The sequence below is a fragment of the Aeromicrobium sp. genome (assembly GCF_049587115.1).
Classification (GTDB): Bacteria; Actinomycetota; Actinomycetes; order Propionibacteriales; family Nocardioidaceae; genus Aeromicrobium.
The window spans coordinates 13,355-28,075 of sequence record NZ_JBAVDI010000122.1; the positions used below are offsets into that span (position 1 = coordinate 13,355).

The 14,721-nt window shown below is 68.2% G+C and carries 16 protein-coding genes; 9 read left to right on the forward strand and 7 right to left on the reverse strand.

Features of this window, described 5'->3' with window-relative positions; all coding sequences use genetic code 11:
• Positions 1–3 precede the first annotated feature (3 nt).
• Entirely contained in the window at positions 4–480 is a 477-nt protein-coding gene (locus WB461_RS11265; RefSeq protein WP_423852826.1) for a PGPGW domain-containing protein, read from the reverse strand.
• Positions 481–548: 68 nt separating this feature from the next.
• On the opposite strand from WB461_RS11265, the gene WB461_RS11270 reads away from it, so the two are divergent.
• Both WB461_RS11270 and WB461_RS11275 read left to right on the forward strand, forming a co-directional pair.
• Positions 549–1,856 (forward strand): class I SAM-dependent methyltransferase, encoded by a 1,308-nt coding sequence (locus tag WB461_RS11270; RefSeq protein ID WP_423852827.1) that lies wholly within the window; start codon positions 549–551, stop codon positions 1,854–1,856.
• Between the two features lie 7 nt (positions 1,857–1,863).
• Positions 1,864–2,679: a DUF1295 domain-containing protein gene (locus WB461_RS11275; protein WP_423852828.1), complete on the forward strand. Its 816-nt coding sequence runs from the start codon at positions 1,864–1,866 to the stop codon at positions 2,677–2,679.
• Positions 2,680–2,683: 4 nt separating this feature from the next.
• Here the strand turns inward: WB461_RS11275 and WB461_RS11280 are convergent, their stop codons facing one another.
• Positions 2,684–3,373 (reverse strand): metal-dependent transcriptional regulator, encoded by a 690-nt coding sequence (locus tag WB461_RS11280; RefSeq protein ID WP_423852829.1) that lies wholly within the window; start codon positions 3,371–3,373, stop codon positions 2,684–2,686.
• Positions 3,374–3,428: 55 nt separating this feature from the next.
• Here WB461_RS11280 and WB461_RS11285 point away from each other — a divergent pair, with 55 nt between their 5' ends.
• Together WB461_RS11285 and WB461_RS11290 are read left to right on the forward strand one after the other, a co-directional pair.
• Complete coding sequence (locus tag WB461_RS11285) at positions 3,429–4,778, forward strand: cryptochrome/photolyase family protein (protein ID WP_423852830.1); 1,350 nt, start codon at positions 3,429–3,431, stop codon at positions 4,776–4,778.
• A gap of 10 nt (positions 4,779–4,788) precedes the next feature.
• Complete coding sequence (locus WB461_RS11290; protein WP_423852831.1) at positions 4,789–5,496, forward strand: hypothetical protein; 708 nt, start codon at positions 4,789–4,791, stop codon at positions 5,494–5,496.
• A 15-nt stretch (positions 5,497–5,511) separates the two neighbouring features.
• Here the strand turns inward: WB461_RS11290 and WB461_RS11295 are convergent, their stop codons facing one another.
• On the reverse strand, positions 5,512–6,780 hold the full coding sequence (locus WB461_RS11295; RefSeq protein ID WP_423852832.1) for an MFS transporter: 1,269 nt from the start codon (positions 6,778–6,780) through the stop codon (positions 5,512–5,514).
• A 98-nt stretch (positions 6,781–6,878) separates the two neighbouring features.
• On the opposite strand from WB461_RS11295, the gene WB461_RS11300 reads away from it, so the two are divergent.
• Both WB461_RS11300 and WB461_RS11305 read left to right on the forward strand, forming a co-directional pair.
• On the forward strand, positions 6,879–7,172 hold the full coding sequence (locus WB461_RS11300; RefSeq protein ID WP_423852833.1) for a hypothetical protein: 294 nt from the start codon (positions 6,879–6,881) through the stop codon (positions 7,170–7,172).
• A 189-nt stretch (positions 7,173–7,361) separates the two neighbouring features.
• A complete protein-coding gene (locus WB461_RS11305; RefSeq protein WP_423852834.1) occupies positions 7,362–7,829 on the forward strand; it encodes an adenylyltransferase/cytidyltransferase family protein in 468 nt (155 codons plus the stop codon).
• Between the two features lie 25 nt (positions 7,830–7,854).
• Here the strand turns inward: WB461_RS11305 and pdxH are convergent, their stop codons facing one another.
• Positions 7,855–8,499: a pyridoxamine 5'-phosphate oxidase gene (gene pdxH, locus WB461_RS11310; protein ID WP_423852835.1), complete on the reverse strand. Its 645-nt coding sequence runs from the start codon at positions 8,497–8,499 to the stop codon at positions 7,855–7,857.
• 36 nt (positions 8,500–8,535) lie between these two features.
• Here pdxH and WB461_RS11315 point away from each other — a divergent pair, with 36 nt between their 5' ends.
• From WB461_RS11315 to WB461_RS11325, 3 genes are all read left to right on the forward strand, one after another.
• On the forward strand, positions 8,536–9,642 hold the full coding sequence (locus WB461_RS11315; protein WP_423852836.1) for a citrate synthase 2: 1,107 nt from the start codon (positions 8,536–8,538) through the stop codon (positions 9,640–9,642).
• A gap of 101 nt (positions 9,643–9,743) precedes the next feature.
• Positions 9,744–10,646 (forward strand): hypothetical protein, encoded by a 903-nt coding sequence (locus WB461_RS11320; protein ID WP_423852837.1) that lies wholly within the window; start codon positions 9,744–9,746, stop codon positions 10,644–10,646.
• A gap of 290 nt (positions 10,647–10,936) precedes the next feature.
• Positions 10,937–11,581 carry an NADPH-dependent F420 reductase gene (locus tag WB461_RS11325; RefSeq protein ID WP_423852838.1) on the forward strand — a complete coding sequence of 215 codons (645 nt, stop codon included), beginning with the start codon at positions 10,937–10,939 and terminating at the stop codon, positions 11,579–11,581.
• Between the two features lie 3 nt (positions 11,582–11,584).
• On the opposite strand, the gene WB461_RS11330 is transcribed toward WB461_RS11325, so the two are convergent.
• The 3 genes from WB461_RS11330 to WB461_RS11340 form a co-directional block, all read right to left on the reverse strand.
• Positions 11,585–12,376, reverse strand: coding sequence for a transglutaminase-like domain-containing protein (locus WB461_RS11330; protein WP_423852839.1), 792 nt, complete (start codon positions 12,374–12,376; stop codon positions 11,585–11,587).
• Positions 12,377–12,421: 45 nt separating this feature from the next.
• Positions 12,422–13,393, reverse strand: coding sequence for a methylmalonyl Co-A mutase-associated GTPase MeaB (gene meaB, locus WB461_RS11335; protein WP_423852840.1), 972 nt, complete (start codon positions 13,391–13,393; stop codon positions 12,422–12,424).
• Between the two features lie 13 nt (positions 13,394–13,406).
• Positions 13,407–14,721 (reverse strand): methylmalonyl-CoA mutase family protein (locus WB461_RS11340; protein WP_423852841.1); only part of this gene is annotated, 1,315 nt, incomplete at its 5' end.

A 14,721-nucleotide genomic window follows, 5' to 3' on the forward strand; every position in this document is an offset into this window, starting at 1 on the left:
GATCTACGGCCTGGAGTCCGAATGGCTCATGTGCGGCTCGCGCCACCGCACGACGCTGTAGGCCAGCAGACCCCACGCCGCCAGCGCCGACGCCCACAATCCGATGGCGGTTGCCCAGCCGTGGGCCGGAAGCTGCGGGCCGAAGCTGACGCTCAGGACCTCGAACTGCGGAATCTCCGGGCTCGCCCACCACACGATCCCGAGCACGAAGAGCCACAGGCCGCCGAGGAAGCTGGCGGCGATCCTCGGCCACGTCGCAACGCCGTACTTTGCCGCTTCGATCGCGCGCCGTTCCAGTGGATCCAGCAGACGCTGGGCCCACACGTAGTCGCGTGACAGGAGCGCCACACCGGACATCACGATCAGCAGGCCAGGACCCGGCAACGGCATCAGCACGATGCCGACCGGAATCAACGTCCAGCCCAGCAGCTTGCGGCCCGTACGGCGGAACCAGTCCTGCAAAGCGGACCCAAAGCTCATCGCCCAAGCATGCCAGCCCCAGCAACTTGAGATGGCGCAACCCACGGTCGCGAGGTTGACTTGTCGTCGTGAACATCGCATCTTCCCTCCTGTCTCTCGCCGAGGAGAGTCTCGGCCTGACCCTTCCGATCCGTCTGCGCGCCTGGGACGGCAGCGAGGCCGGTCAGCCCGGCGCGCCGGTCGTGGTCATTCGCAGCAAGCGCGCCCTGCGTCACATCATCTGGAAGCCGGGCGAGCTCGGCGTGGCCCGTGCTTACGTGCAGGGTGATCTGGACATCGAGGGCGATCTCGGCGACGGGCTGCGGGCCATGTGGAACGCCGTGCGGGATGCCCGCCTCGCCGACGCCAGCGCCGGACGTCCCACCGTGGGCCCCAAGCAGGTGGCGAAGGCCGTGGCGCTCGCGGTGCGGCTTGGCGCGATCGGCAGGCGCCCGCCAGCTCCGGCCGCAGAGTCGAACCTGACCGGCGAGCTGCACAGCAAGGAGCGCGACCAGGCGGCGATCTCGCACCACTACGATCTGTCGAACGACTTCTACGAGCTGATCCTCGACCCCAACATGGCCTACTCCAGCGGCTATCACCAGACGCCGGAGATGACCCTCGAGGAGGCCCAGACCGCGAAGCTCCACCTGATCTGCAAGAAGCTCGGTCTGCAACCGGGCATGAAGATGGTCGACATCGGCTCCGGCTGGGGCTCGCTGACACTTTTCGCCGCCGAGCACTACGGCGTGCACGTGACCGGGGTGACGCTGTCGATCGAGCAGCGGGACTATGTCATGGCCAAGGCCGCCGAGCGTGGCCTCGCAGACCGCGTGAATGTCAGCCTGCGACACTTCCGTGATCTCGAGGCATCTGGAGTGATGGACGATGGCATCGACGCGATCGCATCGGTCGAGATGGGCGAGCACGTCGGGGACGCGGAGTACGTCGTCTTCGTCGACTCGATCCACCGATATCTCAAGCCGGGCGGCCGCGCGTTGATCCAGCAGATGTCGCGCAGCAATGACGCACCCGGCGACAGCCCCGGCGGCGGGCCGTTCATCGAGACGTACATCGCCCCCGACATGCACATGAAGCCGCTGGCCAAGACCATCGGGCTGATCGCCGCATCGGGCCTGGAGATCCGCGACGTCCAGGCGATGCGCGAGCACTACCCACAGACCGTCGCCGGTTGGGCCGCGAAGCTCGAGGACAACTGGGACACCGCGGTCAAGCTGATCGGTGAGGAGAACGCCCGGGTGTGGCGGCTCTACCTCGTCGGTGGCGCGCTCGCATTCGAGGAGAACCGGATGGGAGTCGACCAGATCCTCTCGGTCAAGCCGAGCGCACGCGGAGTCAGCAGCATGCCTAGCACCCCGCTCGCCTGGCTGACATAGTTCGGGCATGACACCAAACGACCTGTCCCAGTCCGGCGCCAGTCTTCTCGGAGGGCTGGGCGTGGTCGTGGTCTTCATGGGCATCGGACTCGCCATCGCTCAGCGTCAGCACAAGCTCACTGTCGTCGACACCATGTGGGGCCTGGGCTTTGTGCTGGTCGCCGCCGAGACCGCGCTGGTGTCGACCGGAGGCGAAGGCGCCCCCGCGATGCGCTGGATCCTGCTAGCCATGGTGACGGTGTGGGGTGTGCGCCTGGCGTGGCACCTGCACCGGCGCAACTCCGGACAGGCCGAGGATCCTCGCTACGCCGAGCTGGCCGATGCTGACGGACGGTCGTTCGCGCAGGTCGCGCTGATGCGGGTGTTCGTGCCGCAGGGCGTGGCGATGTGGCTCGTGGCGACCCCCATCATGGTCGGCGCCAACAATGAGGACGTCACCCTCTGGCTGCTGGTGCTCGGCGTCCTCGTGTGGGCGATCGGCCTGTTCTTCGAGGCGGTCGGGGACGCACAGCTGGCGGCGTTCAAGAAGGATCCTGCCAACAAGGGCCAGGTCATGGATCAGGGCCTGTGGCGGTACACCCGGCACCCGAACTACTTCGGCGATGCCTGCGTCTGGACCGGCATCTGGATCGTGGTCGCCGGATCCTGGCCGGGACTCGCGACCGTCATCGGCCCGATCGCCATGACGATCTTCCTCACCAAGGTGACCGGCGCGTCCCTCAACGAGAAGGGCATGAAGAAGACCAAGCCCGGGTACGAGGACTATGTCCGTCGCACCAGCGGATTCGTCCCCTGGAAGCCCAAGGCCCCCAGCGGGCGCTGAGACCTCAGCCGGACACGAAGATGTGGGCCGCGGCCTCGGCGTCGATCTCGGCCGTCTCGCCCTGACGGGCGACCACGAGGCCGTCATGGCCCTGCGAGACCAACACATCGTTGCCGGGGAGTGCACCGACGCGGCGCAGCACGGACATGACCTCGGTGTCCTTCTGCAGCTCCTCGGCAATTCGGCGGATCACCAGTCTCATCGGCTCGACCGATCCGCTGACCGCCTTGGGCATCGGCACGACACCCTCGAGAAAGGTGGGATCGGCGCCGACCTGGCCCAGCTCGGACAGGCCGGGGATCGGGTTGCCGTAAGGCGACTCCGTCGGGTGCTCGAGCAGCTCGACGAGACGGCGTTCGACCTGCTCGGACATGACGTGCTCCCAGCGGCACGCCTCTTCGTGGACGAACTCGATCTCCAGCCCGATGATGTCGGTGAGCAGCCGCTCGGCGAGGCGATGCTTGCGCATGACCCGGGTCGCGAGCTGACGGCCCTTGGGTGACAGCTCGAGATGCCGATCCCCCTCGACCGAGAGCAGGCCGTCCCGTTCCATCCGCGCGACCGTCTGACTGACCGTCGGACCGCTCTGGTGGAGGCGCTCGGCGATGCGGGCGCGCAGGGGCACGATGCCCTCCTCCTCCAGCTCGTAGACGGTCCGGAGGTACATCTCGGTGGTATCGATCAGGTCACTCACAGTGACCATTGTTCCATGTGCTGCGGCTTCGTCCGCCACGCCTGACAATGGACGCATGCCGACGTCCGTCATGTGGTTCCGCACAGACCTTCGCCTGCTCGACCACCCCGCCCTGCAGGCGGCGATCGCCTCAGGCCCGGACGGTGTCGTGCCCTTGTTCGTGCTGGACGACACGTTCTGGGAATCCGGCGCCCGCGCCCGACAGGCCTACGTCGCGCGCCTGCTCCAGGAGTTCTCCGAACGTATCGGGGGTCTGCATGTGGTCCACGGCGATCCTGGCGTCGAGGTGGCGCGGATCGCCCGGTCGGTGGGCGCTACGACGGTGCATGTCTCGGCCGACTTCACCCCGTACGGCGCCGAGCGGGACTTCGCGGTCGAGGAGGCGTTGGCCTCGCACGACATCACCTTGGAGCGCACGGGGTCGCCGTACGCAGTGTCACCCGGACGCGTGGTCAAGGGTGACGGCACCGGCTATCGCGTCTTCACGCCGTTCTTCCGCGCGTGGCAGCAGCACGGCTGGCCCGGCCCGGCCGAGCCCACTGCCGAGGTGAGCTGGATCCGGCCGGATGGACGAACACATCGCATCCCTGATGCCGCGGCGCCGGACGGCCTGGAGCTTCCGCCCGTCGGTGAGGAAGCGGCCCTCGAGCGGTGGCAGGACTTCCTCGATGCGGACGTGGCCGATTACGACACCATCCGCGACCTGCCCGGCCCGGACCGCACCTCTCGCATGTCGGTGCATCTTGCGTGCGGCTCGATCCACCCGCGAACGATGCTCGCCGACCTGGCACCTCTGCGGTCGGCCGGCTCCGAGGCATACGGCCGGGAGCTGGCGTTCCGTGAGTTCTACGCCGACGTCCTGCATCATCGGCCAGACTCGGCCTTCGGCTACTACAACCGCACGTTCGAGGCGATGGCCTACGACGAACCCGGCGATGGTCTGGACGCGTGGAAGGCTGGCCAGACCGGCATCCCCATCGTCGACGCCGGCATGCGCCAGCTCCTGGGCGAGGGCTGGATTCACAACCGCGTCCGCATGATCGTCGCGAGCTTCCTGGTCAAGGATCTTCACGTCGAGTGGCAGCACGGTGCGCAACATTTCCTCGACCTGCTGGTCGACGCCGATCTGGCGTCCAACCAGCACGGCTGGCAGTGGGTCGCCGGCTCCGGAACCGATGCGTCCCCGTACTTTCGAGTCTTCAATCCCATGACCCAGGGCAACAAGTTCGATCCTGATGGCCAGTACGTGCGCCGCTGGGTTCCCGAGCTCGCTGACGTACCCGCTCGGCACGTGCACACGCCGTGGGAGCTGGCCGATCCGCCGTCCGGTTATCCCGCTCCGATCGTCGATCACGCCGAGGAGCGGCGCGAGGCCCTCCGGAGGTATGACGCGATCCGGCCCTAGGGTTGGGGTCGTGGTCACGATTCCAACGCAGTTCAACGGTCCAGCCCACTCCGGCAACGGTGGGTACGTTGCTGGGCTGATTGCCGCACAGGTCGAGGCCAATGGGCCAGTCACCTCGACCCTCCGGCTGCCACCACCGCTGGACACGCCCCTGAGCTGGGAGCACGACGGGGATCTGGTCCGCCTGCTGACAGCCGGCGGAGCCGTGATCGGCGAGGCGAATTCGGGCTCGTTCAGCCGAGACGTGGCAGCGGCTCCGACCACAGAGGAGGCCGAGACCGGCCTGGCCGCCTATCCGGGCTTCACCCATCATCCGTTCGATCACTGCTTCACCTGCGGAACCCAACGCACCGCGGGTGACGGCCTGCGATTGTTCACCGGTCCCACCGACGGCGACCGGACGGCCGGGCCCTGGACGCCACACGAGGCCTTCGCCGGCGATGACGGTGCGATCGACACGCCCACCACGTGGGCAGCGCTGGACTGCCCCGGGGGCTGGGCAGCGGACTTCACCAACCAGACCATGGTGCTGGGCCGCATGACCGCCGAGGTGCTGCGTCGCCCGCGACCCGGGGAGCCGTGCCTGTCCGTGGGTCATCTACACGCGCGGGACGGTCGCAAGTTCCTGACTGACACCGCGCTGTACACCGAGGGCGGCGAGCTGCTCGGGCGTGCCGAGCAGGTGTGGATCGAGATCGACGCCGCGCACTTCTCCTGACGTCGCGCCGGCGGGCTACGGCGCCGGTTCGCGAGCGTCGTAGGCGAGGAAGCGGCGCTGCAGGACCGTGGCGGTTGCGAGCCCCGCCACGCACAGCACGCCGCCGATGATCATCGCCCACTCCTCGTTGGTCGCAGCCGCAATCGACCCGATCACGAAGTCGCCCAGCCTCGGCCCGCCAGCGACCACGACGATGAAGACGCCCTGGAGGCGGCCGCGGAGCTCGTCGGGCGCCGCGGTCTGCAGGATCGTCGATCGGTAGGAAGCGCTGACCATGTCGGCGGCGCCGGATAAGGCCAAGAACGTGACACCGAGCCACAGCAGGCCAGGCAACCCGATCGCCGAGACGCCGACGGCCGCGATCGCCACGCCATAGACCGCGATCGCCGCCACGATCGCGACCCCCTGCCGACGTACCCGGCCGATCGATCCGGACACCGAGAAGGCGACGAGCGAACCGATGGCGGGTGCGGCCTGCAGCAGTCCCAGGGTTGAGGCGTTGCCGGCGTAGACCGTGATGGCCAGCGCGGGGAAGAGCGCGCGCGGCTGCGCGAACACCATCGCGCACAGGTCGACGACGAACGTCATCCGCAGATTGGGCGCCGAGGCCAGGAAGCGCAGTCCCTCCACCACCGAGCGCAGGCCCGGTGCGGCCGGAGGCCCGCCGAGCGGCAGGATGGCCGGCAGCCGTACGAGCGAGTAGAGCGCCGCGCCGAACGTGACCGCATCGATCGTGTACGCGACCTCGACCCCGTGCCAACCGATCACCAGTCCGCCGAGCAGGGGTCCGACGGTGAAGCCGAGGTTGAACGAAGCCATGCCAAGCGCGTTCGCTGCGGGGAGCATCTCAGCGGGCAGCAGGCGCGGCAGCATCGCCGACCGCGCCGGATTGTTGACCGCGAAGAAGGCGGCCTGCAGCGCCACGATCCCGTAGAGCACGCCGACCGAGTCGATGTGCGCGAAGGCCTGCGCGACCAGCAGGCCCGAGCACACCCACTGCCCCACGGCCGACCACAGGGCGATCAGTCGCCGGTCGTGAGCATCGACCAGCGCACCCCCGTAGAGCCCCCCGAGCACCAGCGGGGCCAGGCCGCACAGGCCGACGAGCCCGACCTTGAACGACGAGCCCGTCAGGTCGTACACCTGGTACGCGATGGCGATGACGGTCATCTGCTGGCCGAGCTGCGAGATCGTCTGACCGAACCACAGCCGCCGGAACGCTGGGGACTCCCGAAGCGGGCGGACGTCGCTGACGACTCGTCCGACCCGGGTCACGAAGCTCACCTGACGATCATGTCAGCGCAACGACCTGTGGGGTGTGCTCGGCTCGTTCGGACCGCCTTCCGGCGGGTCGACCTCTCGGGTGCGCCCATACTGACCACATGACCACTCCCCGCGTTCGTCGCGAGCTCACGATCGAGCAGGTTCAGCGCTGGGTCGTGTCCTTCCTGATCCTGGCCGTGTCGTCCTTCCCGCTCGGTGCGCTGGTCGCGGTCATCCGCAGCATCGTCGACGACGGGCGACACGGCGACGGGATCATCCTGCTCATCGTCATGGGAGGCATCGGGGTGCTCTCCCTCGGCGCAATCCGTCTGGTGCACCGCCGGACGGTGCTGGTGCCATGGCTCGCGCTCGGCGCGCTCCCGGCCGCGATCGCGACCTTCTACGTGTTCTAGCCGGCCCCCTCACCCAGCCCGCAAACTGTGCGAGCCTGCCCTGGTTTTCATGCCCGGGCGGTGCAGGTTCGCACGGTACCTATCCCGCGTGGTGCGGACTCGCACAATTTCGCGTCTCAGTGGGTCCCCGTGTCGAGCCACGCAGCACCACTACTCTGGCCCCATGAACGGGCGACAGGGACAGCGACCATGACAACGGTATTGACATACGGGACGTTCGACCTGTTTCACATCGGTCACCTCAACCTGATCAACCGGCTCTCCGAGCTCGGTGACCGACTTGTCATCGCAGTCTCGACCGATGAGTTCAACGCCGGCAAGGGAAAGACCTCGGTCGTGTCCTACGAGGACCGGGCCCGCATCATCGGCAGCATCAAGGGCGTCGATCTGGTCATCCCCGAAACGTCGTGGGAGCAGAAGGCCACAGACATCGTCGAGCACGGGGTCGACGTCTTCGCCATCGGTGAGGACTGGGCCGGCAGGTTCGACGAGCTCAAATCACTGTGCGAGGTCGTTTACCTGCCCCGCACGGACGGCATCTCCAGCACCGAGATCAAGCAGATGCTGCGTGTCCTCGACCCGAGCCACATCACCGAGATGCAGGACGCGCTCTCCGTGATGAGCCGTCTGCTCGAGCACTACCGCGACCTGACCTGATGCGCGCCCGTGCCCACGTGCCGGCTCAGGGCGCGAGCCGATCCCGCCGCCAGCCACTGTCGCGCCGGGTGTACCGCAGGCGATCGTGCAACCGGCTCTCCCGGCCCTGCCAGAACTCGACCGAGTCCAGCGCGATGCGGTAGCCGCCCCAGATCGGCGGGCGCACGACCTCGTGGCCGCCGAAGACGCGCTCGACCTCACGCACCCGCTGCTCGAGCGCTTCACGGCTGGGGACGATCCGCGACTGCGGTGACGCGACTGCGCCGATCTGGGACCCGCGCGGTCTGGACTGGAAGTACGTGTCCGACTCCGCCTCGTCGATCCGGGTCACGGCACCCTCGACCCGCACCTGACGCTGCAGCGGATGCCACAGCATCGTCGCCGCGGCCCGCGGGTTCTCTTCGAGCTCATCGCCCTTGCGGGACTCGTAGCTCGTGAAGAAGGTCAGTCCGCGTTCGTCCAAGCCCTTCAGCAGCACGATCCGGACTGCCGGCCGGCCGGTACGGGTCGCAGTGGCCAGCGCCATGGCATTCGGCTCGTGCAGATCTGCGTCGATCGCCTCGTTGAGCCACTGCCCGAACAGCGCCAGCGGATCGTCTCCGGCGGCCTCCTCGTCGAGTCCGTGCCGGGCGTACTCGGCCCTCATCCGCGCCAGATCGGGGGTCTCCATGACCCCACGGTAATGGCGCAAGGCAGAATGCAGGGTATGACTGAAGTGCACCACGGACTGGAAGGCGTCATCGCGTTCGAGAGCGAGATCGCCGAACCCGACAAGGAAGGTTCAGCACTGCGCTATCGCGGTGTCGACATCGACGACCTGGTCGGCCGCGTGCCGTTCGAGAAGATCTGGGGACTGCTGGTCGATGGCTCGTACGAGCCGGGCCTTCCCCCCGCCGAGCCGTTCCCGATACCGGTGCACTCCGGTGACATCCGGGCAGATGTGCAGAGCGCGATCGCGTTGACTGCGCCGGCCTGGGGCCTCAGGCAGCTCTACGACATCGATGACACCCAGGCCCGCGAAGACCTGGCTCGTACCGCGGTCATGGTGCTGTCGTACGTGGCCCAGGCGGCGCGCGGAGTCAGCAAGCCCATGGTTCCGCAGGCGGAGATCGACAAGAACGACACGATCATCGGCCGGATGCTGACCCGCTGGCGCGGCGAGGTCAACCCCGATCACGCCAAGGCGATCGACGCCTACCTCGTGTCGGCAGCCGAGCACGGAATGAACGCGTCGACCTTCACGGCCCGCGTCATCGCCTCGACCGGTGCCGACGTCGCAGCCGCCCTCTCCGGAGCGGTTGGCGCCATGTCAGGACCGCTGCACGGCGGCGCACCAGCCCGCGTGCTGACCATGATCGAAGGCGTCGAGAAGTCCGGCGACGCGACCAAGTACGTCAAGGACCTGCTCGACTCGGGCGAGCGCCTGATGGGCTTCGGCCACCGCGTCTACCGCGCCGAGGATCCGCGCGCACGCACGCTGCGCCGCACCGCCAAGGAGCTCAACGCTCCCCGCGCCGAGGTCGCCATCGCACTGGAGGAGGCCGCGCTCAAGGAGCTCCGTGAGCGTCGTCCCGACCGGGTGCTCGAGACCAATGTCGAGTTCTGGGCCGCGATCGTCCTGGACTACGCCGAGGTGCCCCCCAACATGTTCACCGCGATGTTCACCTCAGCCCGCACCGCGGGCTGGAGCGCGCACATCCTGGAGCAGAAGCGCACCGGCCGTCTCATCCGTCCGTCCGCGATCTACACCGGTCCGCCCACCCGCGGCGCGGACGAGGTCGACGGCTGGAACCCGGAGTGGGCCAACAGCTGACCCGGAAGTGATGCACCGGCGTCTCTGAGGATTGAACCCGGCGCACCCAGCCTGCCGTTCGTGAGAACGGCACGACCCTGCGCTCATCTATGCTGAGCGCCGTGAGGTCACAGGGGGTCACGATGCTCGCGGGCGTCATCGCCGCGGTGGTGTTCGTGAGCCTGACGATCGGGCTGGCCTCCCCCGACGGGTCGGTGGGACAGGCCAGGAGCACGGCGACTCCGAAGACCGCCGTCCCGGTGCCGAGCCCCACCCCGGCCGCGACGTCGATAGCACCTGCCACCGCGAGCGCTGCTCGCGCACCGGCATCCGTGCGCGGCCCGTGGCCCGGGCGTCCGGACGCGGCGACGCTCGATGGGTCCACCGTCGACTGGTGCCTCGCCGTCCGAACCAGCAACGCTGCCAAGGCCGAGGCGGTGTTCGGTCGCGCCGCGGTGCGTGCGGCGGCCTGTGCCGCCGTGCGCTTCGTGTTCGAGCAGCGCTACTCCCGGCTGTCGCTTCCGCGCCCGGCGTACACCGCCACAGATTTCGGCTTCGTGCTGTCGCCCCTCGCACCGGCAACGGTCGCGGCGTATCGTCCACGCATCGACCGATTCGTCTCCGACCCCGGCAGCCGCGCTGCACGTGACCGGCTCGGGCTGGTGCTGCTGCGCGGCGTGGGGACGTCATCAGGCGCTGCACACGCCAGCGCTGGACGAGGACGGGTCTTCTACGGGAAGGCCTTCACGACGACCGGCTACCGTGACCGGGCTGTGTGGATCAATCCTCGGTTCTCACGGGTCGCGATCCGGGTCGACCGCGCCAAGGCGAAGCCGCGGATCGTCGCGACGTTCACGGCCTCGGCAGCCGTACCCGTGTTCGACACGTCAGCGCGACGCCACGACATGCTCACTGTGCCGACGCGGGCGCTGTTCTACGTGCGCCTCGAGGAATCGACCTGGAAGATCGGCGGCTGGGACATTCACGATGGAAAGCGCTCGTATGCCAGGCTCGCCGTCCGCTAGCTCGCTGTGCCCTGGTCGGTCGTCCCCCCGAGACGACCGACCGCGGGTCTCGCGCCGAGTGGTCCGACCATCCCCCCGAACGGTCGGACCCCCGGCGTCATCACGAACGCTAGCGAACTCGACGCGTCAATTGCAGTCTTGACTTTGGCCTCAACGTAGTTACTCCGGACTACCCGGCATTAGTCATTTCGGGCACCAGCTCGCGGTGCGGCTCACGACGAATCAGCGCTCCGAGCTCTCGGGCCCGGCAACCCACGGAATAGCCGGGTCTGACTCGAAGTTGTCCCGACATGAGCACCATCGGATTGATCGGAGCAGGACACATCGGCAGCCAGCTCGCGCGGGCCGCCACTGAGCGCGGGTATGACGTCGTGCTCAGCAACTCACGCGGGCCCGAGACGCTCGCCGAGCTCGTGCAGGAGCTCGGGCCCCGAGCTCGGGCTGCCACCGCACAGGAGGCCGCCGAGGCAGCCGATCTCGCGGTCGTGACGATCCCTGTCAAGGCAATCGACTCGGTCCCGGTCGACGCCCTCGCAGGCAAGATCGTGATCGACACCAACAACTACTACCCGCAGCGCGACGGGTCGATCCCCGAACTCGACAGCGAGTCAACCACCAGCGCCGAGATGCTGCAGCGACACCTCACCGGCGCCCGGGTGGTCAAGGCGTTCAACCACATCCAGTCCGATGCGATCACCGCCGAAGCGCAGGAGTCCGGCTCCGCCGGCCGACGAGCCCTGGCGATCGCCGGCGACGACGCCGGCGCGAAGGCCGAGGTCACCGCTTTCGTCGACGCCATCGGTTTCGACGTCGTCGATCTGGGCCCGCTGGCCGAAGGATGGCGGGTGCAGCCGGACACTCCCGGCTACGGACCGCACCTGACCACCACTCAGCTGGCGGAAGCCGCTGCATCCGCGAGCCGCCGCAACGGTTGAGCGTCAGCGCAGCTCGGTGAGCTGCTGCAGGTCGTCGGTCGGCAGGCTGTCGACGACGGCCGTGACCTTCATCGACAGCAGGTCGACGCGGGCCCAGTGCTGGGACAGGAATGCCGTCTCGGACGCATCCTGGCCCGTCGCGATCCGCAGCAGGCTGCCGCGCGGCGCCAGGGTCGTCGCATCCACGACATGCCAGGCATCCTCGACATACGCCTCGGCCACGGCGTGGAAGTCCATCGGAGAGAGCCCGGGCGCGTAGACCGACGCAAGTCGGGCGGGCACGTCAAGAGCCCGCAGCAGCGCCACCACGAGGTGCGCATAGTCGCGGCAGACGCCCTGGCGAGCCAGCATCGTGGCAACCGCCCCATCGGTCGGCAGGCTCGCGCCCGGAACGTACGACAGGTGTGCTCCGACCCACGAGCTGACCGCATCGAGCAGCTCCTTGCCGTGCACGCCGGCGAACTCCGATTTGGCCGTCGAGAAGAGCGTGTCGGACTCGCAGTATCGGCTGGGGCGGCGGTACTCGATCAGGTCCAGCTCATCGACCGGCGAGGGCGGCGCGTGCCCCACGACGTCGGCGGAATAGTCGATCGTCATGTCTCCGGCCGGACCGCGGAGACGGTGCAGGCGGGTTCCGTGTCGACCGGCGATCTCGTGCGGAACGAGCTCGGCGCCGCCGGATCGGATCGAGAACGTCTCGGTCGCCTCGACTCCCTCGGCGACCGCGATCGAAAAGATGAGGTCGGCCTCGGCGTGGAGGTGGAGCTGCAGGTGGGCGGACACGGATCTTCTCACTGATCGATCCTGTCACATTCGTGGTGACGAGGCCCGAGACGAGCGTCAGCGGTCGTAGGCCTGGAGGATCAGATCGGCGGCGGTCGCGGCGGGCATCTCGCCGGACAGCACGGCCTCGCGAATCTCGGCCCGCATCGCGGCCACCTGCGGATCGCTGCGCAGACGCTGGTCGAGCTCGTCACGGACCAGCGCCCAGGTGAAGTCAAGCTGCTGCTGCGCACGCTTCTCGCGTAGGCCCTTGCTGCCCATGAACTCGCGGTGTCGGAGGATTCGGCTCCACACCACATCGATCCCGGTGCCCTCGAGTGCAGAACAGGTCAGCACCGGCGGGACCCACCCGTTCCCACCGGCGTAGACCATGCGGAGCGCGCCGGCCAGATCCTTGGAGGTCGCCTCAGCCTCCTGCACTCGCTCACCATCGGCCTTGTTGACCGCGACGACGTCGGAAATCTCCAGGATGCCCTTCTTGATGCCCTGCAGCTGATCGCCGGTACGGGCGATCGTCAGGAACAGGAAGGTGTCGACCATGCCGGCGACGGTGATCTCGGACTGACCGACACCGACCGTCTCGACCAGCACGACGTCGAAGCCCGCAGCCTCCAGGATCGTCATCGCCTGACTCGTCGCGCGGGCGACACCGCCCAGCGTCCCTGCACTGGGCGAAGGACGGATGTACGCATCAGGACTCACCGCGAGCTTGGACATCCGGGTCTTGTCACCCAGCACCGAGCCACCCGTACGCACGCTGGACGGATCGACCGCCAGCACTCCGACGCGGTGCCCTTCGTCGACGAGGTGCATCCCGAGTGCCTCGATGAAGGTCGACTTGCCGACTCCCGGGACCCCAGAGATGCCGATCCGCACCGCTCCCCCGGCCTCGGATGCCAGCAGTCCGAGCAGCTCGCGCGCCTGCTCCCGGTGATCGGTCCGGCGCGACTCGACCAGCGTGATGGCGCGCGAGATCGCCGCCCGCTTGCCGAGGCGGACGTCGTCGGCGAGTTCTGCGACGTCAACCATCAGGCCGCGCCCTTCACGAGGCAGAGGTCTGCTGCAGCTTGCCGAGCAGATCAAGCGCCGAGTCGGCGATCACGGTGCCCGGCAGGAACACCGCGGCAGCGCCCATCTCCTTGAGGGTCGGCACGTCGTCGGGCGGGATGACGCCACCGATGACGATCATGATGTCGGGTCGGCCCATCTCGGCCAGCGAGTCGCGCAGCGCCGGCAGCAGCGTGAGGTGGCCGGCAGCAAGGCTGGAGACACCGACGATGTGGACGTCGGCGTCGATCGCCTGTTGGGCGACCTCCTCGGGCGTCGAGAACAGCGGGCCGACGTCGACGTCGAAGCCCATGTCGGCGAACGCCGTGACGATGACCTTCTGTCCGCGGTCGTGCCCGTCCTGGCCCATCTTGGCGACCAGAATTCGTGGTCGGCGCCCCTCGGTCTGCTCGAACGCCTCGGTGGCGTCGATGACCTTCTGGATGTTGCCGCCCTGGCCGGCTTCGGTGCGGTACACACCTGAGATCGTACGGATCACGGCCTGATGGCGCCCGTAGACCTGCTCCAGGGCATCGGAGATCTCGCCGACCGTGGCCTTGGCGCGCGCTGCGTCGACCGCCAGTGTCAACAGATTGTCGTCCAGCGAGCCATCGCTGGCCGAGCCGCGCTCCGCGCTCCGGGTCAGGGCCGCAAGTGCCTCGTCGACGTCGCCCTGGTCGCGCTCGGCGCGCAGCCGCTCGAGCTTGGCGATCTGTGAGGCGTACACGGCCTTGTTGTCGACCTTGAGAACGTCGAGCGGATCCTCGTCCGCCAACCGGTACGTGTTGATGCCGATGACCGCCTGCTGCCCGGAGTCGATGCGCGCCTGGGTCCTCGCGGCGGCCTCCTCGATGCGCATCTTGGGAATCCCCGCCTCGATCGCCTTGGACATCCCGCCGGCCTTCTCGACCTCCTGGATGTGCGCCCAGGCTCGGTTAGCGAGGTCGTGGGTCAGGCGCTCGACGTAGTACGAGCCGCCCCACGGGTCGATGATGTCGGTGGTCCCGGTCTCCTGCTGCAGCAGCAGCTGGGTGTTGCGCGCGATCCGAGCACTGAAATCGGTTGGCAGCGCGATCGCCTCGTCCAGGGCGTTGGTGTGCAGCGACTGCGTGTGGCCCTGCGTCGCGGCCATGGCCTCGATGCACGTGCGGCCGACGTTGTTGTAGACGTCCTGCGCGGTCAGCGACCACCCGGAGGTCTGGGAGTGGGTGCGCAGCGAGAGCGACTTGGGGTTCTGGGGTTCGAACTGGCGCACCAGGCGAGACCACAGCGCGCGGGCGGCGCGCATCTTGGCGACCTCCATGTAGAAG

Excerpts from the sequence above, each read along its gene's own strand:
- WB461_RS11265 (WP_423852826.1), bottom strand. The coding sequence starts at position 480 with ATGAGCTTTGGGTCCGCTTTGCAGGACTGGTTCCGCCGTACGGGCCGC.
- WB461_RS11275 (WP_423852828.1), top strand. The coding sequence starts at position 1,864 with ATGACACCAAACGACCTGTCCCAGTCCGGCGCCAGTCTTCTCGGAGGG.
- WB461_RS11285 (WP_423852830.1), top strand. The coding sequence starts at position 3,429 with ATGCCGACGTCCGTCATGTGGTTCCGCACAGACCTTCGCCTGCTCGAC.
- WB461_RS11300 (WP_423852833.1), top strand. The coding sequence starts at position 6,879 with ATGACCACTCCCCGCGTTCGTCGCGAGCTCACGATCGAGCAGGTTCAG.
- WB461_RS11305 (WP_423852834.1), top strand. The coding sequence starts at position 7,362 with ATGACAACGGTATTGACATACGGGACGTTCGACCTGTTTCACATCGGT.
- pdxH (WP_423852835.1), bottom strand. The coding sequence starts at position 8,499 with ATGGAGACCCCCGATCTGGCGCGGATGAGGGCCGAGTACGCCCGGCAC.
- WB461_RS11315 (WP_423852836.1), top strand. The coding sequence starts at position 8,536 with ATGACTGAAGTGCACCACGGACTGGAAGGCGTCATCGCGTTCGAGAGC.
- WB461_RS11325 (WP_423852838.1), top strand. The coding sequence starts at position 10,937 with ATGAGCACCATCGGATTGATCGGAGCAGGACACATCGGCAGCCAGCTC.
- meaB (WP_423852840.1), bottom strand. The coding sequence starts at position 13,393 with ATGGTTGACGTCGCAGAACTCGCCGACGACGTCCGCCTCGGCAAGCGG.